This is a genomic window from Methylobacterium sp. J-088 (genome assembly GCF_022829295.1).
GTDB lineage: Bacteria > Pseudomonadota > Alphaproteobacteria > Rhizobiales > Beijerinckiaceae > Methylobacterium.
Map to the genome: position 1 here is coordinate 1 of NZ_JAKSYH010000073.1, position 21,408 is coordinate 21,408.

The window sequence follows — 21,408 nt, forward strand, 5'->3', positions numbered from 1 at the left end:
ATGCGCCGATAGGCTCTCGATCAGGGCGGTGCGCAGACAAGCGGACATGGGGGGATCCCTTTGGCGAGGAATCCCTCAGTCCACCACGGCGCGCCGCCCGCCGCCACTGTGTCGTGTACCGTGAGCAACGCGATCGGGCACGGCTCTAAGCTCTCAATCTCTCCCACTCCGGCTCGAACGCCGACCTGTAAGGGGTTGGCTGAAGACCCCAGACCGGATCGACCATCTTCTCCGTCACCTCCCGGGCCATCGTACAGGCGCGGGCAAAGAAGTCCCTTGGGACGTCGGGTCGCCCGAGGATCTTCAGGCAGGCGTATCCGCAGGCGCCGTATTGGCCGATGTGGAAGGCGTTGACGGCGAACTCATCGAGCAATCCGTAGTCATAGACCCATGGATTCAACGATATGCCCTCGCTCGGAAGCTCCAGCGCGAGGCCCGCCTCGGCGTAGCGATAGCCGTCCGCAAACCGCTTCTTCTGCCTGCATAACCGACTGGCCCCATGGCGGGCCTCCGCCCGTGCCGGGCGGATGAGGATCGCGCGGTCGTAGAGCTGCAACACCCTGTCGTCGGGCTCGCCCACGCGCTCCGCATTCACCGCGGCCATCAGCAGGCTGAAATAGATTTCTTCGTCCCAACCGCCCAGATCGGCCCGCTTCAGAAAACAGTCGAACGCCTTCCGGTATTCACCGGCTGCATCATAGGTGCTGCCGAGATACATCGTGTATCGCGCGACCATGAAGGAATCCGTCTCGCCCGCCAGGGCCCCTTCGAGGAGGGCGATGTCACGTGCATCCGCCGTCTTGTCGCGGTGACGGGCCCCGTCATCACCCCGGCGCATCGCCAGGGGGAGGATCGGCATTCGCTCGACGCCCGGGCAGGAGAGGAACTCGTGCAGGACGCCCCGATAGCGCCAATCCTTCCTGCTGCTGACGAGCTGATTGCGCCAGTACCGCGTCTGCGTATCGATGATCTCGAACCGGTATCCGGGCTGGGACAGCTTCGGCATCGTGAAGTTGTCCGGGATGATCAACGTGTCATCGGCGTCGATGATCAGAACGTAATCCGCGTGGCGGCGTGCGAGCTTCAGGGCCTCGTTTCGGTTCGTAGCGAAATCGACCCAGGGCCGCGCGACGAGGGCGCCCGGTATATCGGCCATCGCCGTGCGGATGATGTCCTGGGTCCCGTCCGAGGATCCGGTATCCACGATGATCCAATGATCGATGATCGGCCGAACCGAATCCAGACATCGACGGACAACGTGGGCCTCATCCGTGACGATCATCGACAGACAGATCGTCGGGCCTGCTTTTTTCGTCATCGAACTGTCCCGCACGTCGATTTCGATGCTCGACCGCAATTGACCGCGGACATAACATGATGCGTCAGGCGCGCAAAACGACCAGAGGGTACGATTAAGATGTTGCTTATACTTATAAAATAAAGACGATTGAATCGCTTAAACCAGTCATAGACCTATAGATTGCAACCGAGTGCGTTTTTCTTAGCTGCATACCATACGCATCTTCGTACCAATGCAGGCGGGAAGCGACGTGAACACAGCGCCCGGTCGGTTAGCCCCGGAGCGTCATCGTGCTGCCGGCAACGCTGAACTCGCGCAGGCGCCCGAGGAACGACATCCCCAGCAGGCTGGTCGCGAGGAGCCCCCGCGGGATCACCACCGCCTCCACGTCCCGCACCGTGATCGAACCGATCTGCACCACCGCGATCCGGATCGGTGCGACCCGGACCCGACCGTTCGCCGTGTTCCAGACGCGCGTGAAATCCGCGGGACCGACCCGGATCCCGATGCGCGCCGCATCCTCCTCGGAGAACGCGCAGGCGCTCGCACAGGTATCCACCATCATCGGCAGCGTACGGCCGTCCAGCAGGGCATGGACGAAGAAATGGCCGTTGCGGCCAGCCTTAAGCGCGACGCCCGACGTCACGACGGCTTCGAGGGCCGGCTTCGGCTGGGACGCGACCAGCAGGGCGGCCGTCACCGGGCGCAGGCCCTCTCGCAGCTTCTGCGCAGCCGTGACACCCAGGAAGCCGAGTGTGCAGACGAGCAGGATTGTGCGCACGCGGGTCAGCCTGTGGGTGGGGGTGCAGCCGTTGGGCGATGAGACCCCGGAGCCATGAAGGGATCGTGCGCGGGACCTGACGCCGGTGCCGTGGGGTGCCGTTTCCGCGCGGCGTGGTGTCCGGACCATGACCGGAACCCGGTTGTTTTCGCCCGAAGACCGGTCGTCGCCCCGGCGGCGGGGTTGACCGGCGGCAAGCGGGCGACCAAATCTATGCGTGTTCCAGGGAGATCCCCGGCAAGGGGCTGAGAAACCGCTGGCACGTCCGTCAGGACCTGCGGCGCGGAAATCCTTTGAACCTGATCCGGCTCATACCGGCGTAGGGATTGGACCGCGGCCGCCCGAAAGGCAGGCCACAGCTTCTTACCGAAGCACTTGGCCCGATCTCCACGACCGAACCCTGTGGAGAGACGCGTGTCCCTGGACCGCCCCCCGTCACCGATCGGACAACGCCGCGGCCCTGCGGGCGCACGTGAGCAGGTCCATCTTCCTGACACCACCGACATCGCGATCGTCGGCGGCGGACTGATCGGCCTGTCGATCGCATGGCGGCTCGCCCGGGCCGGCCATTCCGTGACCGTACTGGAACGCGAGACGATCGGCGCGGGTGCGAGCCTGGCGGCCACCGGAATGCTGGCGCCGGCCGCCGAGCACGAACCCGGCTCCGATCCGCTGCTGCCGCTCGCCCTGGACTCGCTCCGGCGCTGGCCGGCCTTCCGCGATGCCCTGGAGGCCGATGCGGGCCTGTCGATCGACTACCGGCCGGACGGCACGCTGGTCCTGGCGGTCGGTCGCGACGAGGTCGAGCGCCTGCGCTTCCGCTACGATCTCCAACGCCGCTCCGGGCTCGACGCGACGTGGCTTTCGGGCAGCGAGGTCCGGCGCCTGGAGCCCGGCCTACGCCCCTCGATCACCGCCGGCGTTCACTGCCCAATGGACCATCAGGTCGATCCGTGCCGCGTGATGGCCGCCCTGGCGGAGGCCTGCCGTCGGGCCGGCGTCAGCCTGATCGAGCACGCCCCGGTGACGGCCCTCGACTGGTCGGGGGTCCGCGTCGCGGGACTCCACGTCGGCGAGCACGCCATCCGGTCCGGCACCGTGATCCTGGCCTCGGGCGCCTGGAGCGGGGAGGGTGGGCTGCTGCCGGAGACCCTGTCGTTGCCGGTGCGGCCCCTGAAGGGCCAGTCCCTGGCCCTGCGCACCACGCGCCGGACGGGTACGCTCGGCCGGATGGTATGGACCGAGCAGGTCCACATGGCACCGAAGAGCGATGGCCAGCTCATCGTCGGCGCGACCGTGGAGGATTGCGGCTTCCGTCCCGGCGTCACCGCGGGCGGCCTCTACGCGCTGCTCGAAGGTGCGCGGCGGGTCCTGCCCGGGATCGAGGAGATGGACGTGGAGGCCGTCTGGAGCGGCTACCGGCCGACCTCGGACGACGACGCGCCGATCATCGACACGCTGGCGCCCGGGCTGGTTGCCGCCACGGGGCATCATCGCAACGGCTATCTGCTCGCCCCCGTCACCGCCGATGCCGTAGCCGAGCTGGTGACGAACGGCGCGCTGCCCGAGGTGGCCCGTCCCTTCACCCGGGCACGGTTTGTTCAGGCCGAGCCTTGGAGGGCCTCGGCATGAAGGTCTTCATCAACGGCGAGCCGCGCGAGCGCGACGCCGGGACCGTGAACGCCCTGTTTCGCCAGGAGGCGGAGGAAAGCGGCATCGAGAGCCCGCAGGGCATCGCCATCGCGCTGAACGGTCGGGTGCTCCACCGCCGGGACTGGGACGAGACCCCGGTCGCCGAGGGGGACCGCGTCGAGATCGTCCGCGCCATGCAGGGAGGTTGACCATGGACCAGAGCGTTACGCCGCTGCGCCCCGATCCGACGCCCGACAGCTTCACCATCGCCGGGGTGAACCTGTCGTCCCGATTGTTCATCGGTACCGCCGGCTATCCCACTCAGGCGATCATGCGCGACGCCGTCGCGGCGAGCTGGGCCGAGGTGGTGACCGCCTCGATCCGCCGGGTCTCGCTTCAGGGCCACGGCTCGGACACGGTGACGCTGCTGAAGGGCAGGCGCTTCCTGCCGAACACGGCCGGCTGCGAGACCGCCCGTGACGCGATCATGACCGCCGAACTCGCCCGCGAGGCGCTGGACACCAACTGGATCAAGGTCGAGGTGATCGGCGACCGCGAGACCCTGTACCCGGACGTCGTCGAGTTGATGGAGGCCTGCCGCCACCTCGTGGACGACGGCTTCGTGGTCCTGCCCTATTGCAACGACGACCCGATCGTCTGCCAGCGCCTGGAGGATCTCGGCTGCGCCGCCGTGATGCCGATGGGCTCGCTGATCGGCTCCGGGATGGGGGTGGCCAACCCGGCCAATCTCGAACTGATCTGCCGCCGGGCCAAGGTGCCCGTGGTGGTCGATGCCGGGATCGGCACCGCATCGGATGCGGTGATCGCCATGGAGCTCGGCGCGTCCGCATGCCTGATCAACACCGCGATCGCCAAGGCCGACGACCCGGTGCGCATGGCTCGTGCCATGGGCCGGGCCGTGGCAGCCGGGCGCGACGCTTACTTGGCCGGGCGCATCCCGCGGCGCGGCCGGGCCGAGCCGTCGAGCCCGCAGCTCGGCCTCGTCGGCTCGTGAGGGCACTGCCGTCGCCGCTGCTGGCGGTGACGGACCGGCATGGCCATGCGCGGCCGCTCGCCGAGACTGTCCAAGCGATCCTAAAGGGCGGCGGGCGCTGGATCTGGTTCCGCGACCGCGACCTGGAGCCTGTGGCGCGGCGGCGGCTCGGTGAGGCCGTGGCGGCGCGCGTCCGAACAGCGGGCGGGGTCCTGACGGTCGGCGGTGATGTCGCCCTGGCCCGGGCGCTCGGCGCCGACGGCGTGCATTTCGGCGGCGGCTCGGACGCGGAGGCGATCGCGGCGGCGCGTGACGCGCTGGGAGCGGGGGCGCTGATCGGTGTGTCGGCCCATGCAGCGCATGAGGTCGCGCAGGCGGCGGGGAACGGTGCCGATTACGTGACGCTCAGCCCGATTTTTCCGACCTTGAGCAAGCCGGGCTACGGACCTGCCCTTGGTCCCGAAGGCATCGTCGCCGCGCGGACAGCAGGCCTGCCGGTGGTGGCGCTCGGCGGTATCGGGCCCGACTCGGTCGCGGCATGCCGGGGGGCTGGGGCGGCAGCCGTCGCCATCATGGGCGGGGTGATGCGCGCCAGGGATCCCGCTGGAGCAGCGCGGGCCTTGCTGAAGGCTCTGCACGCCGCCTGAACCGTTCTTACGCCCCGCTACTTCTCCGAAGGCCCGTACGGCGGCCGCGGGATCGCCCGGTGCGCGGCCCGGAGTGCCGCCGACCAACGCTCGCGCAGATCGTGAAAATACCCCTCGCCGGCCTCGATCCGGTGGTTCACCTCCGGGTCGAGGGCGTTCCGGCGCGCCACCGCGATGTCGATCGGCAATCCCACCCCGAGATTCGAACGCATGGTCGAATCCATCGAGACAAGGCTCACCTTCAAGGCGTCGTACAGGTCGGTCCGGTAGGTCACTGCCCGGTCGAGGATCGGCTTGCCGTATTTGTGCTCGCCGATCTGGAGGAACGGCGCGTCCATGCTGCACTCGATGAAATTGCCGGCCGAGTAGATCAGGTACAGCCGCATCTCGCCGGTACCGATCTGGCCGCCGAACAGCAGCGAGATCGAAAACCGGATATTGGCTGCCTCGAAGCCGTCCTTCTCGATCATGCGGACACGGCGGATCGCGCGCCCGATCAGTTGCGCCGCTTGGAACATCGTCGGTGCCTCGACGAGTCGCTGCGGCGGCTCATCGTCCTCGCCGGGAACGCCCTCCTGCAGGAGGCTCAGTACCGATTGGGTGATCGACAGGTTGCCGGCCGAGGCCAGCATCATCACCCGCTCGCCCGGGACGTTGAAGTGATGCAGCTTGCGATAGGTCGAAATGTCGTCGAGCCCCGCATTGGTGCGGGTGTCGGCGACCATCACGAGCCCGTCCTCGACTAGGACACCGACGCAGTAGGTCATCGTCTTGGGCTCTCGTGCGGCCGGGGCCGGTGTCGCGGGAATCAGGATTGGATTGCGGCCCTGCCTTGCTCGACGTGAAGCTTCACGTCCAGTGTCTCGATGCCGCCACCGGTGCGGCTGCCGCGGATCGGCGCTGCGCCGAGATAGTCGAGCCCCGTGGCGACGCGGATGTAGCTGTCGGACGGGCTCATCCCGAAGCACGGATCGAACGCGACCCAGCCGAGATCCGGCACCAATGTCTCGGCCCAACCGTGCGGCGCCTCGACCGCGGCCTCGCCATCGTCGCGGGCCCGGTAGCCCGCCACGTAGCGCGCCGGGATGCCGATATGCCGGGCCGCCGCGATGAAGACGTGCGTCAGATCCTGGCAGATGCCCCGTCCCGCCGTGAAGGCCTTGCCGGCCGGGACGGCATTCGCGGCCGGGCCCGGCTCGAACGCGACCGCTTCGGGGACGGCGTCCATCAGGCGGTGGAGCAAGGCCAGCGGCGACGCGTCCCCATTGGTCGCGACGCGCTCGGCGAAACCCTGCAGCTCGACGCTCGTCGCGCAGAGATCCGTGTCGCGCAGGTAGAACGCGTCCGGCAGGCGCTCGATCGTCCCGCGCACGACCCCTTGCGTGTCCTCGGTATCGACCGCGCCAGTCACCTTGATGATCAGGGCGTCGGTCGGCTCGTCCGGGGTGAACCAATGGACGAGATTGCCGAACCCGTCCTCGCGGGCGGTCAGCCGCCCGTCGACCGTGGTGTCGATCCGCCAGGTCCGGACATACTGCCCGTCATGGTCTCTGGGCGTGAGGCGCAGGACCTGCACGAGCCCGCGTGCGGGCTGCTCGTAGGTGTAGATGGTCTCGTGGACCACGCGAATGCGCATGCGCCGTCCTGTCCGTCTCGCTTCAGCCGACCAGATACTGCTTGGCGATGGCTTCGCCTACATTATTGTTCTCGGCGACGAAGGCCTCGACGAATTCGTGCAGGCCCGAGGCGAAGACCCGGTCGATATCCTCGCCTTCGAGCTTGGCCAGCATGTTGCCCGCGAGCCGCTGGCTCGGTCCCCGGCGGCCATAGGCGTCCGCGATCAGGTCGAGATACTCGACGATCACGCCGTAGCAGTTCGCGAAGGAACGCGGCATCTGCTTGTTGAGCATCAGCAGGTCTGCCACCAGGAGCGGTTTGACGCTCTCCCGATACACCCAGTGGTAGGCATTGAAGGCCGAGACTTCGCGTAGGATCGTGGTCCACTGGAAGTAGTCGAGGCTGCCGCCGACTGTCTCGTCCTGGGGTAGCAGGATCTTGTATTTCACGTCGAGAATGCGGGCAGTGTTGTCAGCGCGCTCGATGGCGGTGCCGAGCCGGGTGAACCAGAACCCGTCGTTGCGCAGCATCGTCCGGAAAGCCGAGCCGTCAAAGGTCAGCGACACCGTCTTCACCCAATCGAGGAAGCGGCCGAACTCGTCGCGGTTGAGCTCCTTGCCCGAATAGTTACGCAGTTCCAGCCACGCGCCGTTAATCGCGTCCCACATCTCGGTGGTGAGCGCCGTGCGCACCGAACGGGCATTCTCGCGCGCCGCCTCGATACAGGAGCGGATCGAGGACGGATTGTGCGGGCTGAAGGCGAGGAAATCACAGACCGTATCGGCGTTGACCACGCTGTAATGCGCCTTGAACGCATCCCTGTCGCCGGCCGAGGCCAGAGCCGAGTCCCATTCGTTGGTGCCGCCGCCGCCATAGCTCGTCGGCAGCGAGGCGAATCGGTGCGCCGCGTCGAGGATGCGGGCGACGAAATCGGCGCGCTCGACGTAGCGCGAGAGCCAGAAAAGATTGTCGGCGGTCCTGGAAAGCATCGGTCTTCAGCCAAGTCGTGCGGACCACGATGTCCGCGCCTCGGAACGTCCGGATGGCGTGGGGCTCAGGCGTCGAGCACCCAAGTGTCCTTCGTGCCACCGCCCTGGCTGGAATTGACCACCAGGGACCCTTCCTTCAGCGCCACGCGCGTCAGCCCCCCCGGCACGATGCGGATCTGATCGGCGCCGCATAGCACGAACGGCCGCAGATCCACGTGGCGGGGCGCGACGCCCGAGGCCACGAAAGTCGGGCAGGTGGAGAGCGACAGGGTCGGCTGAGCGATGAAGCCGTCGGGCGCGTGCCTAAGCTTCTTGGCGAAATCGTCGATCTCGCGCTTGCTCGCGTGCGGCCCGACCAGCATGCCGTAGCCGCCCGAGCCGTTGACCTCCTTCACGACGAGTTCGGACAGGTTGTCCATCACGTACGCGAAGGCGTCCTTCTCGCGGCAGCGGTAGGTCGGCACGTTGTGCAGGATCGGCTCCTCGCCGGTGAAGAACTTCACGATCTCCGGCATGTAGCTGTAGACCGCCTTGTCGTCCGAGATGCCGGTCCCGACCGCGTTGGCCAAGGTAACAGTACCACGCTCGTAGGCGTTCATCAGGCCGGGCACGCCCAGCACGGAGTCCGGGCGGAAGACCAGGGGATCCAGGAAATCGTCGTCGAGGCGGCGGTAGATCACGTCGACCTTCCGCGGGCCCTCGGTGGTGCGCATGTAGACCACGTCGTCCCGGGTGAAGAGGTCGGACGCCTCCACCAGTTCGACGCCGAGCTTGTCGGCCAGGAACGAGTGTTCGTAGAAGGCCGAGTTGTAGCGGCCGGGGGTCAGCAGCACGACGGTGGGGTCCCGGGTCGCCGTTCCCGGCGCGAGGCTGCGCAGGGTGGCGAGCAGGGCGTCTGGATAATTCTCCACCGGGGCGACCCGGTGCTTGGAGAACAGGTCCGGGAACAGGCGCAGCATCACCTCCCGGTTCTCCAGCATGTAGGACACGCCGGAGGGGATCCGGGCATTGTCCTCCAGCACGAAGAAATCGTTCTCGCCGGTGCGCACGATGTCGATGCCGGCGATGTGGACGTAGAGGTCATGCGGCACCCGGAACGAGCGCATCTCCATGCGGTAATGGGCGTTCCGATAGACGAGGTCGGCCGGGATGATGCCGGCCTTGATGCATTCCTGTGCGCCGTAGATATCCTTCAGGAACAGGTTGATGGCGGTGACCCGCTGCTTCAGTCCGCGCTCCAGGAACGACCATTCCGGCTTTGTGATCACCCGCGGGATGATGTCGAACGGGATCAGGCGTTCGGTCGATTCGTTGTCGCCGTAGACCGCGAAGGTGATGCCGATCCGGCGGAACAGCAGCTCGGCCTGGCTGCGTCGGGTGTTGAAGTGTTCCGGCGGTGTCGCATCGAGCCACGCCTTGAGCTGGCCGTAGGCGTCTCGGACGGCGGCCGGATCGGCGGCGCCGGTGCCGAGTCCGTTCATCTCGTCGAAGGCCGTCAACGCCATCCCGCTCCTCCCTTACGCTCCTGCTCTTGAGGCAAGAGGCGCGCCATCCCGCCACGGCTATAGGCGTGCGCATTAACGCTCAAGGCGGCCGAAGGATCAGATCAGCTTCAAACCTTTCAAGCTGGCATGTCCGTTTCGCCCCAGGATGACGTGATCGTGCACGACGATCTTCAGAGGCGTCAGGACAGCGATGATCTCGCGGGTCATCGCCACGTCGGCCGCCGATGGCGTCGGATCGCCGGACGGGTGGTTGTGGGCGAGGATGATGGCGGTGGCCGAGAGTTCCAGCGCGCGGCGGGCGACCTCGCGGGGATAGACCGGGGTGTGGTCGACGGTGCCGCGCCCCTGCACCTCGTCGGCGATGAGGTGGTTGCGCTTGTCGAGGAACAGGATCCGGAACTCCTCGCGCGGCGCGAACGCCATGGTGGCGCGCAGGTATTCATGCAGCGCGCCCCACGAGCCGAGCAGTTCGCGCTCGCGGATCGCCCCCCGGGCGAGTCGCCGCCCGGCCGCCTCGATCACCTTGAGGTCGGAGACCACGCCGGCGCTGACACCGGGCACTTCCATCAGCCGCGCCGGCTCGGCGCTCACCACTTCGGCGAAACTGCCGAACCGGGCGACCAGGGCCTTGGCGAGCGGCTTCACGTCCCGCCGGGGGATCGCCCGGAACAGGACCAGCTCCAGAAGCTCGTAATCCGGCAGCGCATCGCTGCCCGCCGCCGCGAACTTCTCCCGAAGCCGGTCGCGGTGGCCGTGATAGTGCGGCGCCTCCCTGCCCAGCGCAGCCGCTTCGGCGCTCTCCGCGAACAACCCCGCCGCGGCGTCGTCCGGCAACGGCGCCATGGGCGGTCAGGCGGCGGGATTGATGGGCTGGTGCAGCCCCTTCGGTGAGATCGTGAAGATCTCCACGCCCGTCTCGGTCACTGCCACCGTGTGCTCGAACTGTGCCGAGAGCGACCGGTCGCGGGTGACGGCGGTCCAGCCGTCGCCCAGCACCTTCACGGCCGGACGGCCGAGGTTGATCATCGGCTCGACCGTGAAGAACTGGCCGGGCTTGAACGGCACGTCGTAGCTCGCCTCGACGTAGTGCAGGATCGTCGGCGCGTCGTGGTAGGTGCGCCCCAGGCCGTGGCCGCAGAAGTCGCGTACCACCGAGCAGCGCTCACTCTCCGCATAGGCCTGGATCGCCCGGCCGATATCGTTGGTGGAGCCGCCCGGCTTCACCGCCGCGACGCCGCGCATCAGGGCCTCGTAGGTGATCTCGCATAGGCGCTGCGCCTTGCGGGGCACCTCGCCGACATAGGCCATGCGGCTCGAATCGCCGTGCCAGCCATCGAGAATCAGGCAGATGTCGAGGTTGACGATGTCGCCCTCGCGCAACGGCTTGTCGTTGGGGATGCCGTGGCAGACCACGTGGTTGATCGAGGTGCAGATCGACTTCGGATAGCCGCGATAGAGCAGCGAGGCCGGATAGGCCCCGTGGTCCATGGCGAAGTCGTAGGCGAGCTTGTCGAGCGCCTCGGTGGTGACGCCGGGCTGGGTCGCCTCCATGAGCAGATCGAGGGCCTCGGCCGTGAGGCGCCCCGCGCGGCGCATGCCTTCGAAGCCCTCCGGGCCGTGGATCGGGGGCTCGGGGGCGCGGCGCGTCCCCTGCGCGGTGGCCTGTTCCTGCTGCATCTCAAGACTTTTCGCGGCGTCATCAATCGGGCGTGCGACGTATGTACGGTGCCCGGCGCGGCAGGCCAAGCGGCGCACCGCGGTCGGTTGGGCGAGGCTTGCGCCGGCCGCGGGGCTGGCGGCATAAGCGACCGCGAGGCGCCCGGGTGCGCGCGGGCAGATTTGCCGCGCGATCGGTTGCGGGTCAGGCGAGGGCCGGATGGCAGGCAAGGCGGTACCCCACTTCCACAACGAGCCGGGCGTCCCGGTGATCGCCGTGGGGGTGAAGGAGTTCATGTGCATCGGCGCGCTGCCGCCGTTCGACCACCCGCACGTCTTCCTCGACATGGGCGCCGACACCGAGATCATCTGCCAGTACTGCTCGACGCTGTACCGCTATCGCGCCGGCCTGAAGCCGGACCAGGCGGATCCGCAGGCCTGTGTCTGGCAGGACGACGCCAAGGTCGCGGCGGAGTAGGCGCGCAGCTTCCGTGTCATCCGAGAATCGAGCCCTGCGGATCGGAATCGTCGGGGCCGGGATCGGCGGCCTGACGACGGCCCTTGCGCTGTCCGATGCCGGCCATGCCGTCACCGTGATCGAGCGCCGCACCGGCTTCAGCGAAGTCGGGGCGGGAATCCAGATCTCGCCCAACGCCAGCCAGGTGCTCGCCGGCCTCGGCCTGTCGCCGGCCTTGCACCGGGCGGCGAGCGAGCCCCCGGGCGTGGCGGTCCGCGCCCTCGACAGCGGCCGCAGCCTCGGCGGCGTCGCCCTCGGCGCGGATGCGCGCGCACGCTTCGGCGCGCCCTACTACGTGATCCACCGGGCCGATCTGCAGACCCTGCTGCTCGATGCCCTGCGCGGCCGGCCGGCGATCCGCCTGATGATGGGCCGTACCGCCACGGGCCTCACCGAGACGGATGCCGAGATCCGGCTCGTCGCCGAGAGCACCGGCGGCACGCAGGACCTGGCCTTCGATCTTCTGGTCGGGGCCGACGGGCTGCGCTCGCGCCTGCGTGACCGGCTCGATCGGGCGCCGCTCCGTCCGGGTCATGCGGCGGCGTGGCGGGCCCTCGTCCCGATCGACGCCGTGCCGGAGGCCTTACGCGGGCCGGCGACCGGCCTGTGGCTCGGCCGGAACCGGCATGTGGTGCATTACCCGGTGCGCGATGCCCAATACCTCAACGTCGTGGCGGTCGTGCCCGAGGCGGTGGGGGACGAGGGCTGGGGCCGGCTCGGTGAGCCCGCGGTGCTGCGAAAATTCTTCCGCACCTGCGCCGAGCCGCTGCGCGAGCTCCTCGCCGTGCCGGATTCCTGGCTGGTCTGGTCGCTGGCCGACCGGGCGGTGGCGCGCCCCCTCGCCCGCGGCCGCTTCGCGTTGCTCGGTGACGCGGCGCATCCGGTCCTGCCTTATCTGGCGCAGGGGTCGGCGCTCGCCATCGAGGATGCCGCGGTGCTGACGCGCGCGCTCGCCGCCCACCCGACCGTGCCGGCGGCGCTCGATGCCTACGCGGCGGAGCGGTCGGCCCGGGTCCGACGCGTGCAGAAGGCAGCCCGCGCCAACGGCCGCACCTACCATGCGCGGGGCCTCGTGGCGCTCGCCCGCAACGCCGTGATGGGCCGGCTCGGCCCCGACGGCATGCGCGACCGCTACGCTTGGCTCTACGGCTGGACGCCCCCGGCTTGATCGCGGGACCGGGCGCCGCTACCGAGGGTCCGATGCGGACGTGGCGGAACCGGTAGACGCACGAGACTTAAAATCTTGCGGCCGCAAGGCCGTGCGGGTTCGAGTCCCGCCGTCCGCACCAGCATCCCCCCAGAACACAACCTCAAGCATCTGCCCCGGAATCGGCGATCCCTCGCATTTGAGTGATCCTCTCAACACAACCGCAGCGTGAGTCCGGCACAATCATCAGCCGGAGGTACCGCATGATCGACGCCCTTCAGACCGCCTTCACCGGCATGGCCCGCGCCACCGACCGCCTTGGCAGCGCCGCCCAGACCATCGCATCCGCCGGAGCACCCGTCTCCGGAACGTCCCTGGAACCCGCCGCAAGCGTCGACCTGTCCGGCGCGGCGGTCGAGCTGCTCGGTGCCAAATCCGCCTTCGCGCTGAACGCGGCCGTGGCGCGGACCGCAAACCGGATGACCGGCCAGCTCCTCGACATCAACGCCTGAGTGCCGGCAGCGCCAGGGCGGCCAAAGTTGCGGCCGCCGCGAACAGCAGCGCCACGCCCACGGCGCGGTAGGCGATGACGCCCACCAGCCCGCCCGCGAGGAACGACCCGACCGTCAGCAGGTGGAGCTGCAGCCGCACCGGATCGTAGCGCTTCAGCGGCACGCGATCGGGCGCGCCGCGATCGAGCCAGCGCGCGAGCTCGATACCGATATCGGTGACCATCCCGGTGACGTGCGTGGTGCGCACTTGCGCCTCGGAAATCTTGGTCACCGCGGCGTTCTGAAGGCCCATCGTGAAGCTCAGGCCGAGTACGAGAGCGTGGCCCCGGGTTGGCTCGTCGAGCGGCAGCGCCGCGAGCCCGAGGACGACGAGGCAGAACGCCTCCGCGCAGACGCTGTACGCGTGGGAACCGCGCACGGAGCTGCGGCGGCGGTGTCGGATCAGCAGCGTCGAGGTGGCCGAGCCCAGCACGAACAGCAGGACGAGCAGCAGCGCCTCTCCGGCCAGGGCGAAATCGCCGGTGCCCGTCCGGTCGGAGATCGCCGAGACGTTTCCGGTCATGTTCGAGGCATAGAGGCCGACCGCGTAGAACCCCGCCGTGTTCAGCGCGCCGGCCACAGCGGCGAGCGACAGACCGAGCTTCCGATCGGCTTCGGGGGTGCGCGTTGCGCCTTCGTGGACCAGCATCGAATCGTCTTACTGCGCGGACGCTGAACCGACCATTCACGTCCGGCGCGTCGGCCGAGCGCGCTTTAAAGCGGTTTCCAATCACAGTGCAATCGGGAACCGCTCGAAGCCTTCGTCAGCACGCACGCCCTGTCGCCGCGCCGAGCGCTTTCAAGCGGCGCCCTGGGCACCAGCCATCCGCTTACCAGCCGTCATAGGCGCGACGGCCGTAGCCGCGGTATCCGCCGTCCCAGTCATGGTGCCAGTGACGGTCGTATCCGACCGGCACGCGCTCGTAGGTGACGGTCCGGCGGGTGGCGTAGACCGGTGCGTCCTCCTCGTAGACGCGGTAGGCCGGCGCCGGGCGGACCACGACGGGCGCCGGCGGGTAGCCGTAGCCGCCGTAGCCCTCGTCATACTCGTAGGCGGGGGCCGCATGGGCCTGGGTCGCGGCGCCGATCAGGGCGCCGGCCGCAAGGCCGCCGATGATGCCGGCCGCGATGGCACCGCCGCCGCGCGCCTCCGCGGTCGAAGAGGCCAGGGTGCCCACGCCGATCAGCGCGGCGGCCGAAAGCAAAGCGAAGCGTTTCATGACCTGTCTCCGAGTGAAGCGGGCGGTTCGAACCGTCCCGGATCGTGGAGAAGACGATGCAACGGCCGCGCTGCATCGCGCCTGAACTGCGTTTGCAGCAACGGTTCAGCTTGCAGGACTACGCGCGGGGTTCGGCGCCTCCCGGACATACCCCCTGGAGATCAAGCGGCTGCGCTCCCGGGTGCGTCGCTCGGCCTCCATGAGGTCGGACAATGCGTCGGCGATCGCGCAGCGCAGCGCGATTTCGGCATCGCCACCCGCGAAGCCGAGATAGGCGCTGCTGATCGCCTCGACGGGACAGGCGTGATCGTCGCGCACGGCATCGGCTGCAATCCGCATCGTGTTCTCCTCCTCGCGCTGGGAACAGAAAGAGAACAAGCCATAAAGGTTAACGTTTCGTCAACGCGCCGGCGTCAGCCCCGTCGGCGATCGCCATAGCCTGTGGACAACGCGGTTTCACCTCCCTGAGGTCTGTGGATAGGACGGCTCAGTCCGGCAATCGCGGCAGGGGTTGGCCGTCCTTGGGGATCGCATTGCGAGCCGCGTTCAGCTCCATGGCGAGCAGCGTGTAGTAGCCCGAGATCGCCGCGAGATCGACGAGCGCCGGCTTGCCGAAGCGGGCCTCGGCTCGGGCGAAGGTGGCGTCGGAGACGCGCTTGGTGTCCTGCAACTCGGAGGTGAAATCGTACACGATCGTCTCGTCGTCGCTCATCCGGGCCGGCCGGCGCCCATCGCGGATCGCCCCGATGATTTCGGCCGAGATCCCCGCCTTCTCGGCGATCGGGGCGTGGACGTACCATTCGTAATCCTGGGTCCAGCGCCGCGCCGTCATCAGGATCACCAGTTCCGACAGGGTGGTGCCGACCTTGGGCTTGAAGCGCAGGTAGTCGCCCATCGAGCGCGCCAGCGTCATGACCTCCGGCGAGTACATCAGCGGCTCGAACGGGCCGAAGGGCGGCTTGCCACGGGCCTGCGCGAAGGATTCGGCCGCCTGCTTCTGCTCGGGCGTGTAATCCTGCGGCGGGATCGTGGGCAGCCTGTCCTGCGCGTGGGCAGCGCCGAGCGCGAGGGGCAAGGCAGCGAGGGGTAGGGCGGCCAGGGCCAGGACGGTCCGGCGAAAGCGCATCGTTTCACTCCCGATTATCTTAAATTCGCCCCAGCTTCGCGGTTGGCCGGCGCGGAGGCCAGTACCCGGCGGCCGGATCGGTATCGAACGCCGCTTGCCGTCACCGGATGGCGGGGCTGTTGCGCGCGGCGGCGCTCCGCGTCATCAGCGGCACCGATGCCCGATCTCCAGACTGCATTGCCGATCGAGGCGGCGCTGCCCGCCCTGCGCGCAGCCCTCGCCGCACGCAACGCCGGCGTACTGGTGGCGCCGCCGGGGGCCGGCAAGACCACGCGCGTACCGCTCGATCTGCTCGACGCGCCCTGGCTCGACGGCCGTAAGATCATTCTGCTGGAGCCGCGCCGGCTCGCGGCCCGGGCCGCGGCGGCCCGCATGGCGCAGACACTGGGCGAGCCGGTCGGCGGCACGGTCGGCCTGCGGGTGCGGCTCGGCTCGAAGATCACGGCCCGGACCCGGATCGAAGTGGTGACTGAGGGCGTGTTCACGCGGATGATCCTCGACGATCCGGAACTGTCCGGCATCGGCGCGGTGCTGTTCGACGAGTTCCACGAGCGCTCCCTCGACGCCGATCTCGGCCTCGCCCTGGCGCTGGACGCACAGGGCGGCCTGCGCGAGGATCTGCGTCTCCTCGTCATGTCGGCGACACTCGACGGCGCCCGGGTCGCGCGGCTGATGAACGACGCCCCGGTCGTCACGTCGGAGGGTCGCGCCTTCCCGGTGGAGACCCGCTACGTCGAGCGCGATCCGAACCGGCGGATCGAGGAGGCCGTGGCCGAGGTCACGATGCGCGCCCTCCGGGCGGATCCGGGCTCGGTGCTGGTGTTCCTGCCCGGACAGGCGGAGATACGCCGGACCGCCGACCTGCTGACCGGGCGCGTCGATCCCGGCGTGGTGCTGGCCCCGCTCTACGGCGCCCTCCCGCCGGCCGAACAGGACCGGGCCGTCGCCCCCGCGCCGCGTGGGACCCGCAAGGTTGTGCTGGCCACCAGCATCGCCGAGACCTCGCTGACCATCGAAGGCGTCCGGATCGTGATCGATTCCGGGCTCGCACGGGTGCCGGTCTACGAGCCCGGCCTCGGCCTGACGCGGCTCGTGACCGCGCGCGCCTCCCGGGCCTCCGTGGATCAGCGGCGGGGCCGCGCCGGCCGCACCGAGCCGGGCCTGTGCTGGCGGCTCTGGTCGGAGGCCGGCACCAACGCCCTCGAACCGTTCTCGCGGCCGGAGATCCTGTCGGCCGATCTGGCAGGCCTGCTCCTCGATTGCGCCGCCTGGGGCCTCGCCGACCCGCGGACACTCGCCTTCCTCGACCCGCCGCCCGCTCCCGCGCTGGCCGAGGCTCGCACCCTGCTGGCCGAGCTGGCCGCCCTCGATCCGGATGGACGGCTCACCGAAACCGGCGCACGCCTGCGCGCCCTGCCACTCCCGCCGCGACTGGCCCGGATGGTGACGGTCGCGGCGCGGTCCGGGAAGGCCCAGGCCGCCGCCGACCTCGCAGCCGTGCTGGTCGAGCGCGGCCTGGGCGGCGACACGGTTGATCTCGACGCGCGGGTCGAGCGGTTCCGCCGCGACCGGGGCGGCCGGGCCGCGGACATGCGCCGGCTCGCCGAGGGCTGGGCGCGGATCGCGCGGGGCGGCCCGGATACAGGCCCGTCAACAGCCGGCCACCTTTTGGCGCTCGCCTATCCGGACCGGGTGGCGCGGGCGCGGGGCCGCGACGGCGAGTTCGTGATGGCGAGCGGCCGGGCGGGCCGCCTCGACCCGGCGAGCCCGCTCGCCCAGGAACCCTATTGCGTCGTCGCTGACCTCGTGGGTTCGGCCGGCAACGCCCGCATTTTGGCCGCGGCGGCGATCGAGGCGACGACCATCGAGGCGCTGTTCGCCGACAGGATCGAAGCGCGCACCGAGATCACCTTCGACCCCCAATCCGCCGCCCTCCGGGCCCGGGCGGTGCGGCGGCTCGGCGCCATCAGTCTCGGCGCCAAACCGCTGCCAGTCCCGGCCGACCTCGCCAGCGCGACGATCCTGGCCCGGGGTATCGTGGCGCTGGGGATCGAGCGGCTCCCCTGGACGCCGGCCTTGTCGCAGTGGCGCGCCCGGATACGCTTCCTGCACGCCGCGGAGGGCGGCGTGTGGCCCGACCTGTCGGACGCAGCTTTGGCCGAGACCGCGGAGACGTGGCTCGCCCCCGCCCTGGTCGGGCGCGCGTCCCTGGCCTCGGTCACCGCCGACGACCTCACCGGCGCCCTTCAGGGCCTGCTGCCCTGGGAAATGCGCGCCCGCCTCGACACGGAGGCTCCGACGCATGTGGCGGTGCCGACCGGATCGCGCATCGCGGTCAATTACGACGCCGACGAACCCACCTTGTCGGTGCGGGTGCAGGAGCTGTTCGGCCTCGACCGGCACCCCAGGGCCGGCGGACGGCCACTCGTCCTGCATTTGCTGTCACCAGCCCAACGGCCGATCCAGATCACCCGCGACCTTCCGGGCTTCTGGCGCGGATCCTGGGCCGCGGTGCGCGCCGAGATGCGTGGGCGCTATCCCCGCCACCCCTGGCCGGAGGATCCGCTGGCCGAGGCGCCGACGCGCCGGGTCAAGCCGCGGGGAACCTGACGGCCCTTGCCGGTTTCCAAAGCCACGGTACAGACGGACGGCACGATGATCACCGAGACCGATCCCTTCGACCCGACCGACGCCAGTTGGGCGCCCATCGCCGACGCAGGCTTCATCGCGCTCGTCGGCCCGGTGCACCGGCGCGCCTCCGATGGGGCTTACGCGTTCCGGGCGGAGCAGAAGCACGCCAACCTGATCGGCGTGGTCCATGGCGGCATGCTGATGAGCTTCGCCGACCGCGCACTCGGCGAGACTGCCATGCGGGCGGCCGACGGCGCCAATTGCGTGACGATCCAACTCGAGATGAAGTTCATCGATGTCGGCCGCCTGGGCAACTGGATCAGCATCCACCCGCAGGTGGTCAAACGGACCGGCTCGCTCGTTTTCATGCGCGGCGACCTGCGCGCGGAAGGCCGGCTGCTGGCCTCCGCGGACGGGGTCTGGAAAATCCTGCGGCGCCGGCCCGATTGACGGAGGCAGGATAGTCGTCCCAAGTTCGGACGTAGTTCGCGCAGAGTCCTCGTGCGGACGCGAGCCGGGGGGATCGCATGCGTCAGGTGGACATAAACCAATCCGAATCTGAGCCGTCATGCGGGTTTGCCCCGCCCTCGCGCCGTTCGGTCCTCGCCGGGTTCGGCCTCGCGCTGGGCTCGGTCGGCCTGGCTGCCGCTGAGCCGGTACCGCCCAGAGCGGTGACGAACCCGCCGCGCGACTTCCGGCCCAGTGCCGCTCCCACCACCTACTTCACCGATCCCGACGTGCTGGCGGTCGATCCGTCCTTCGCAACCTACATCGTGCCCAACAGCGCGATCCGCCTCCTCTGGACCGGGGCGCTCTGGGCCGAGGGCCCGGCCTGGAACGCGGTCGGCCGGTTCCTGGTGTGGAGCGACATTCCCAACGACCGTCAGCTGCGCTGGCTGGAGGAGGACGGGCACGTCTCCACCTTCCGCGCGCCCAGCAACAATTCGAACGGCAACAGCTTCGACCGGCAGGGCCGGCAGCTCTCCTGCGAGCACGCCACCCGTCGGGTGGTCCGCTACGAGCTCGACGGCTCGGCGACGGTGCTGGCCGACCGATTCGAGGGCAAGCCGTTCAATTCGCCGAACGACGTGGTCCAGCATGCGGATGGGTCGTACTGGTTCACCGATCCGCCCTATGGCGGCCAGCTCTACGAGGGCCTGCCGGACGAGGCGGGCGGGCCCTCGAATCCGCAGGGCCATCTGAACCCGCGCCTCGGCCAGCCGGCCGGGGTCGTGGCCTTCCGGCGGGAGCTCCCCAACGCGGTCTACCGGATCGACCCGTCCGGACGGATTGACCGGGCGCTCACGGACGAGCAGGTGCCGGATCCGAATGGCCTGTGCTTCTCCCCCGACCAGAGCGTCCTCTATGTCTGCTCGACCGGCAAGGGCCCCGGCGATACCGGCCCCGGCGGCAAGGGCGAGATCTACGCCTTCAACGTTGCAGAGGGCGGCAAGCTCTCAGACCGGCGCCTGTTCGCGGATTGCGTGATCGACGGCATCAAATGCGGGCCGGATGGCTTGCGCACCGATGTCGACGGAAACGTCTGGGCGTCGAGCAACGCGGGCCGGGCCGTCGGCTACAACGGCGTCACGGTCTGGAACCCGGCGGGCAAACTGATCGGGCGAATCCGCCTGCCGGAGGTCTGCGGCAACATCACCTTCGGCGGCCCGAAGCGAAATTGCTTGTTCATGGCGGCCAGCCAGTCGCTCTACGCCGTGACGGTGAACACCCAGGGTGCCGGTCCCGCGTGAGGCCCTGACCGCACGGCCAAATTCGCATTGGGTCGGTCCGGTACCCGCCATGGCTGTCGGACCCTCGGGACGCTATCTGTAGCGGGCATGAGCGAGGATTCGACCGACCCGACCCTGAACCGCCTCAGCGCCGCCCTCGGCGACCTGCCGAGCCGGGGGCTGCCGCCGGTGGAGCGCTGGAACCCGCCGTATTGCGGAACCATCGACATCCGCATCGCGGCGGATGGGACGTGGTATCACGACGGCACGCCGATCCGCCGGCCGAAGCTGGTCCGGCTCTTCTCCACCATCCTGCGGCGCGAGCCGGATGGGCGCATCGTTCTGGTAACGCCGGTTGAATGCGTCGGCATCACCGTCGAGGACGCGCCCTTCGTGGCTGTCGAGATGGCGGTGGACGGGTCCGGCAAGGACCGGCGCATCAGCTTCCGGACCAATGTCGACGACCTCGTCCCGGTCGATTCCGAGCACACCCTGCGCTTCGAGGAGGCGGCGGACGGGGCCCTGAAGCCCTATCTCCACGTTCGGGGCGGTCTGTGGGCGCTCGTCTCCCGGGCGCTCACCTACGACCTCGTGGAACTGGCCGAGGAGGGCACCCTCGACGGGGAGACCTGGCTCGGGCTCTGGGCCGGCGGCCTGTTCCATCCGATCGCGCCGGCCGCCGCGTGAGCGACGCCATCGCCGAGTTCCTCGCGCGCGCGGCCGCCGGCCTGTCGCCGCATCCGCCTGGGCCGGACGATCCGACCTCCAACCCGCGCGGGGACCACAATCTCGATCCGGACGGCTCGGCCGTGATCCCGCCGCCGCCGCATCGTCGGGCGGCCGTTCTGGTGCCCGTGGTGTTTCGGCCGGAGGGGCCGAGCCTGATCCTGACGCAACGGGCAGCGAACCTGCGCGACCATTCCGGCCAGGTCGCGCTTCCGGGCGGCAAGATCGACCCGTCCGACCCCGGTCCCGCCGCCGCGGCCCTGCGCGAGGCCGAGGAAGAGATCGGCCTCGACCCCGCCGCAGTGCGTCTCGTCGGCTATATCGATCCCTACCTGTCGGGGACTGGTTTCCTGGTCACGCCGGTGATCGGCCTCGTCGCGCCGGAGGCGACGTTTCGGCCCAACCCCGCCGAGGTGGCCGACCTGTTCGAGGTGCCGTTGCCAGTGCTGATGGACCGGGAGCACTACCGTCTGCGCTCCCGCGCCTGGCAGGGCCGCACCCGCTACTTCTACGCTTTGACCTTCGGTGAGCGGCTGATCTGGGGCGTCACCGCCGGGATCCTGAACAACCTCCGCGAGCGGCTCTATCCGGATCTGGAACCGGACCAGATCCACCGCTCGGCCGGGTAGGGATGAACCA

General features: G+C 69.3%; 24 protein-coding genes, 1 tRNA gene and 1 riboswitch. Of the genes, 13 read left to right on the top strand and 12 right to left on the bottom strand.

Annotation, left to right across the window (positions count from 1 at the left end; genetic code table 11):
* Positions 1-145: 145 nt before the first annotated feature.
* A complete protein-coding gene (locus MKK63_RS08750; protein WP_313901760.1) occupies positions 146-1,318 on the bottom strand; it encodes a glycosyltransferase in 1,173 nt (390 codons plus the stop codon).
* Between the two features lie 253 nt (positions 1,319-1,571).
* Positions 1,572-2,081 carry a TIGR02281 family clan AA aspartic protease gene (locus tag MKK63_RS08760; protein ID WP_244000720.1) on the bottom strand — a complete coding sequence of 170 codons (510 nt, stop codon included), beginning with the start codon at positions 2,079-2,081 and terminating at the stop codon, positions 1,572-1,574.
* Between the two features lie 215 nt (positions 2,082-2,296).
* Positions 2,297-2,425, top strand: a riboswitch (TPP riboswitch).
* A 70-nt stretch (positions 2,426-2,495) separates the two neighbouring features.
* Between MKK63_RS08760 and thiO the strand changes: the two genes are divergently transcribed.
* From thiO to MKK63_RS08780, 4 genes are read left to right on the top strand one after another with little or no spacing between them, the layout of a single operon-like run.
* Positions 2,496-3,713 (top strand): glycine oxidase ThiO, encoded by a 1,218-nt coding sequence (thiO, locus tag MKK63_RS08765; RefSeq protein WP_409564491.1) that lies wholly within the window; start codon positions 2,496-2,498, stop codon positions 3,711-3,713.
* Positions 3,710-3,922, top strand: a complete 213-nt coding sequence (thiS, locus tag MKK63_RS08770; protein WP_244000722.1) for a sulfur carrier protein ThiS — start codon at positions 3,710-3,712, stop codon at positions 3,920-3,922. Before thiO ends, thiS begins: the two co-directional genes overlap by 4 nt.
* A gap of 2 nt (positions 3,923-3,924) precedes the next feature.
* Entirely contained in the window at positions 3,925-4,728 is an 804-nt protein-coding gene (locus tag MKK63_RS08775) for a thiazole synthase (RefSeq protein ID WP_244000724.1), read from the top strand.
* The gene (locus MKK63_RS08780) at positions 4,725-5,354 is read left to right on the top strand and encodes a thiamine phosphate synthase (RefSeq protein ID WP_244000726.1); all 630 of its coding nucleotides are present in this window, start codon (positions 4,725-4,727) and stop codon (positions 5,352-5,354) included. Before MKK63_RS08775 ends, MKK63_RS08780 begins: the two co-directional genes overlap by 4 nt.
* Before the next feature lie 17 nt (positions 5,355-5,371).
* Here MKK63_RS08780 and MKK63_RS08785 read toward each other — a convergent pair whose 3' ends face one another.
* The 6 genes from MKK63_RS08785 to map all read right to left on the bottom strand — a co-directional run bounded on the left by MKK63_RS08785 (position 5,372) and on the right by map (position 11,142).
* The gene (locus MKK63_RS08785) at positions 5,372-6,121 is read right to left on the bottom strand and encodes a peptidase (RefSeq protein ID WP_244000728.1); all 750 of its coding nucleotides are present in this window, start codon (positions 6,119-6,121) and stop codon (positions 5,372-5,374) included.
* A 41-nt stretch (positions 6,122-6,162) separates the two neighbouring features.
* Positions 6,163-6,990 (bottom strand): transglutaminase family protein, encoded by an 828-nt coding sequence (locus tag MKK63_RS08790; RefSeq protein WP_244000730.1) that lies wholly within the window; start codon positions 6,988-6,990, stop codon positions 6,163-6,165.
* A gap of 22 nt (positions 6,991-7,012) precedes the next feature.
* Positions 7,013-7,960, bottom strand: a complete 948-nt coding sequence (locus tag MKK63_RS08795; protein ID WP_243917070.1) for an alpha-E domain-containing protein — start codon at positions 7,958-7,960, stop codon at positions 7,013-7,015.
* 65 nt (positions 7,961-8,025) lie between these two features.
* The gene (locus MKK63_RS08800) at positions 8,026-9,465 is read right to left on the bottom strand and encodes a circularly permuted type 2 ATP-grasp protein (RefSeq protein ID WP_244000732.1); all 1,440 of its coding nucleotides are present in this window, start codon (positions 9,463-9,465) and stop codon (positions 8,026-8,028) included.
* A gap of 96 nt (positions 9,466-9,561) precedes the next feature.
* Complete coding sequence (gene radC / locus MKK63_RS08805) at positions 9,562-10,308, bottom strand: RadC family protein (RefSeq protein WP_244000734.1); 747 nt, start codon at positions 10,306-10,308, stop codon at positions 9,562-9,564.
* 6 nt (positions 10,309-10,314) lie between these two features.
* On the bottom strand, positions 10,315-11,142 hold the full coding sequence (gene map, locus MKK63_RS08810) for a type I methionyl aminopeptidase (RefSeq protein WP_244000736.1): 828 nt from the start codon (positions 11,140-11,142) through the stop codon (positions 10,315-10,317).
* A gap of 199 nt (positions 11,143-11,341) precedes the next feature.
* On the opposite strand from map, the gene MKK63_RS08815 reads away from it, so the two are divergent.
* The 4 genes from MKK63_RS08815 (at position 11,342) to MKK63_RS08830 (ending at position 13,297) form a co-directional block, all read left to right on the top strand.
* On the top strand, positions 11,342-11,599 hold the full coding sequence (locus tag MKK63_RS08815; RefSeq protein WP_243917062.1) for a zinc-finger domain-containing protein: 258 nt from the start codon (positions 11,342-11,344) through the stop codon (positions 11,597-11,599).
* A 13-nt stretch (positions 11,600-11,612) separates the two neighbouring features.
* Positions 11,613-12,806: an FAD-dependent monooxygenase gene (locus MKK63_RS08820; RefSeq protein WP_244000738.1), complete on the top strand. Its 1,194-nt coding sequence runs from the start codon at positions 11,613-11,615 to the stop codon at positions 12,804-12,806.
* A 34-nt stretch (positions 12,807-12,840) separates the two neighbouring features.
* Positions 12,841-12,927 (top strand) — tRNA-Leu (locus tag MKK63_RS08825).
* 121 nt (positions 12,928-13,048) lie between these two features.
* Positions 13,049-13,297, top strand: coding sequence for a flagellar protein (locus MKK63_RS08830; protein WP_244000740.1), 249 nt, complete (start codon positions 13,049-13,051; stop codon positions 13,295-13,297).
* Here the strand turns inward: MKK63_RS08830 and MKK63_RS08835 are convergent.
* From MKK63_RS08835 to MKK63_RS08850, 4 genes are all read right to left on the bottom strand, one after another.
* Positions 13,287-13,985, bottom strand: coding sequence for a YoaK family protein (locus MKK63_RS08835; RefSeq protein WP_244000742.1), 699 nt, complete (start codon positions 13,983-13,985; stop codon positions 13,287-13,289). The genes MKK63_RS08830 and MKK63_RS08835 overlap by 11 nt on opposite strands.
* 181 nt (positions 13,986-14,166) lie before the next feature.
* Positions 14,167-14,556 carry a hypothetical protein gene (locus MKK63_RS08840; RefSeq protein WP_244000744.1) on the bottom strand — a complete coding sequence of 130 codons (390 nt, stop codon included), beginning with the start codon at positions 14,554-14,556 and terminating at the stop codon, positions 14,167-14,169.
* Between the two features lie 105 nt (positions 14,557-14,661).
* Complete coding sequence (locus MKK63_RS08845; protein WP_244000746.1) at positions 14,662-14,895, bottom strand: hypothetical protein; 234 nt, start codon at positions 14,893-14,895, stop codon at positions 14,662-14,664.
* 148 nt (positions 14,896-15,043) lie between these two features.
* On the bottom strand, positions 15,044-15,682 hold the full coding sequence (locus MKK63_RS08850) for a carboxymuconolactone decarboxylase family protein (protein ID WP_244000748.1): 639 nt from the start codon (positions 15,680-15,682) through the stop codon (positions 15,044-15,046).
* A 156-nt stretch (positions 15,683-15,838) separates the two neighbouring features.
* Here MKK63_RS08850 and hrpB point away from each other — a divergent pair, with 156 nt between their 5' ends.
* The 5 genes from hrpB (at position 15,839) to MKK63_RS08875 (ending at position 21,398) form a co-directional block, all read left to right on the top strand.
* A complete protein-coding gene (gene hrpB / locus MKK63_RS08855) occupies positions 15,839-18,292 on the top strand; it encodes an ATP-dependent helicase HrpB (RefSeq protein WP_244000750.1) in 2,454 nt (817 codons plus the stop codon).
* A gap of 45 nt (positions 18,293-18,337) precedes the next feature.
* Positions 18,338-18,763: a PaaI family thioesterase gene (locus MKK63_RS08860; RefSeq protein ID WP_244000752.1), complete on the top strand. Its 426-nt coding sequence runs from the start codon at positions 18,338-18,340 to the stop codon at positions 18,761-18,763.
* A 77-nt stretch (positions 18,764-18,840) separates the two neighbouring features.
* Complete coding sequence (locus tag MKK63_RS08865; protein WP_244000754.1) at positions 18,841-20,064, top strand: SMP-30/gluconolactonase/LRE family protein; 1,224 nt, start codon at positions 18,841-18,843, stop codon at positions 20,062-20,064.
* 87 nt (positions 20,065-20,151) lie between these two features.
* Positions 20,152-20,730 (top strand): DUF1285 domain-containing protein, encoded by a 579-nt coding sequence (locus MKK63_RS08870; protein ID WP_244000757.1) that lies wholly within the window; start codon positions 20,152-20,154, stop codon positions 20,728-20,730.
* On the top strand, positions 20,727-21,398 hold the full coding sequence (locus MKK63_RS08875; protein ID WP_244000759.1) for a CoA pyrophosphatase: 672 nt from the start codon (positions 20,727-20,729) through the stop codon (positions 21,396-21,398). Before MKK63_RS08870 ends, MKK63_RS08875 begins: the two co-directional genes overlap by 4 nt.
* The last annotated feature ends 10 nt before the right edge of the window (positions 21,399-21,408 follow it).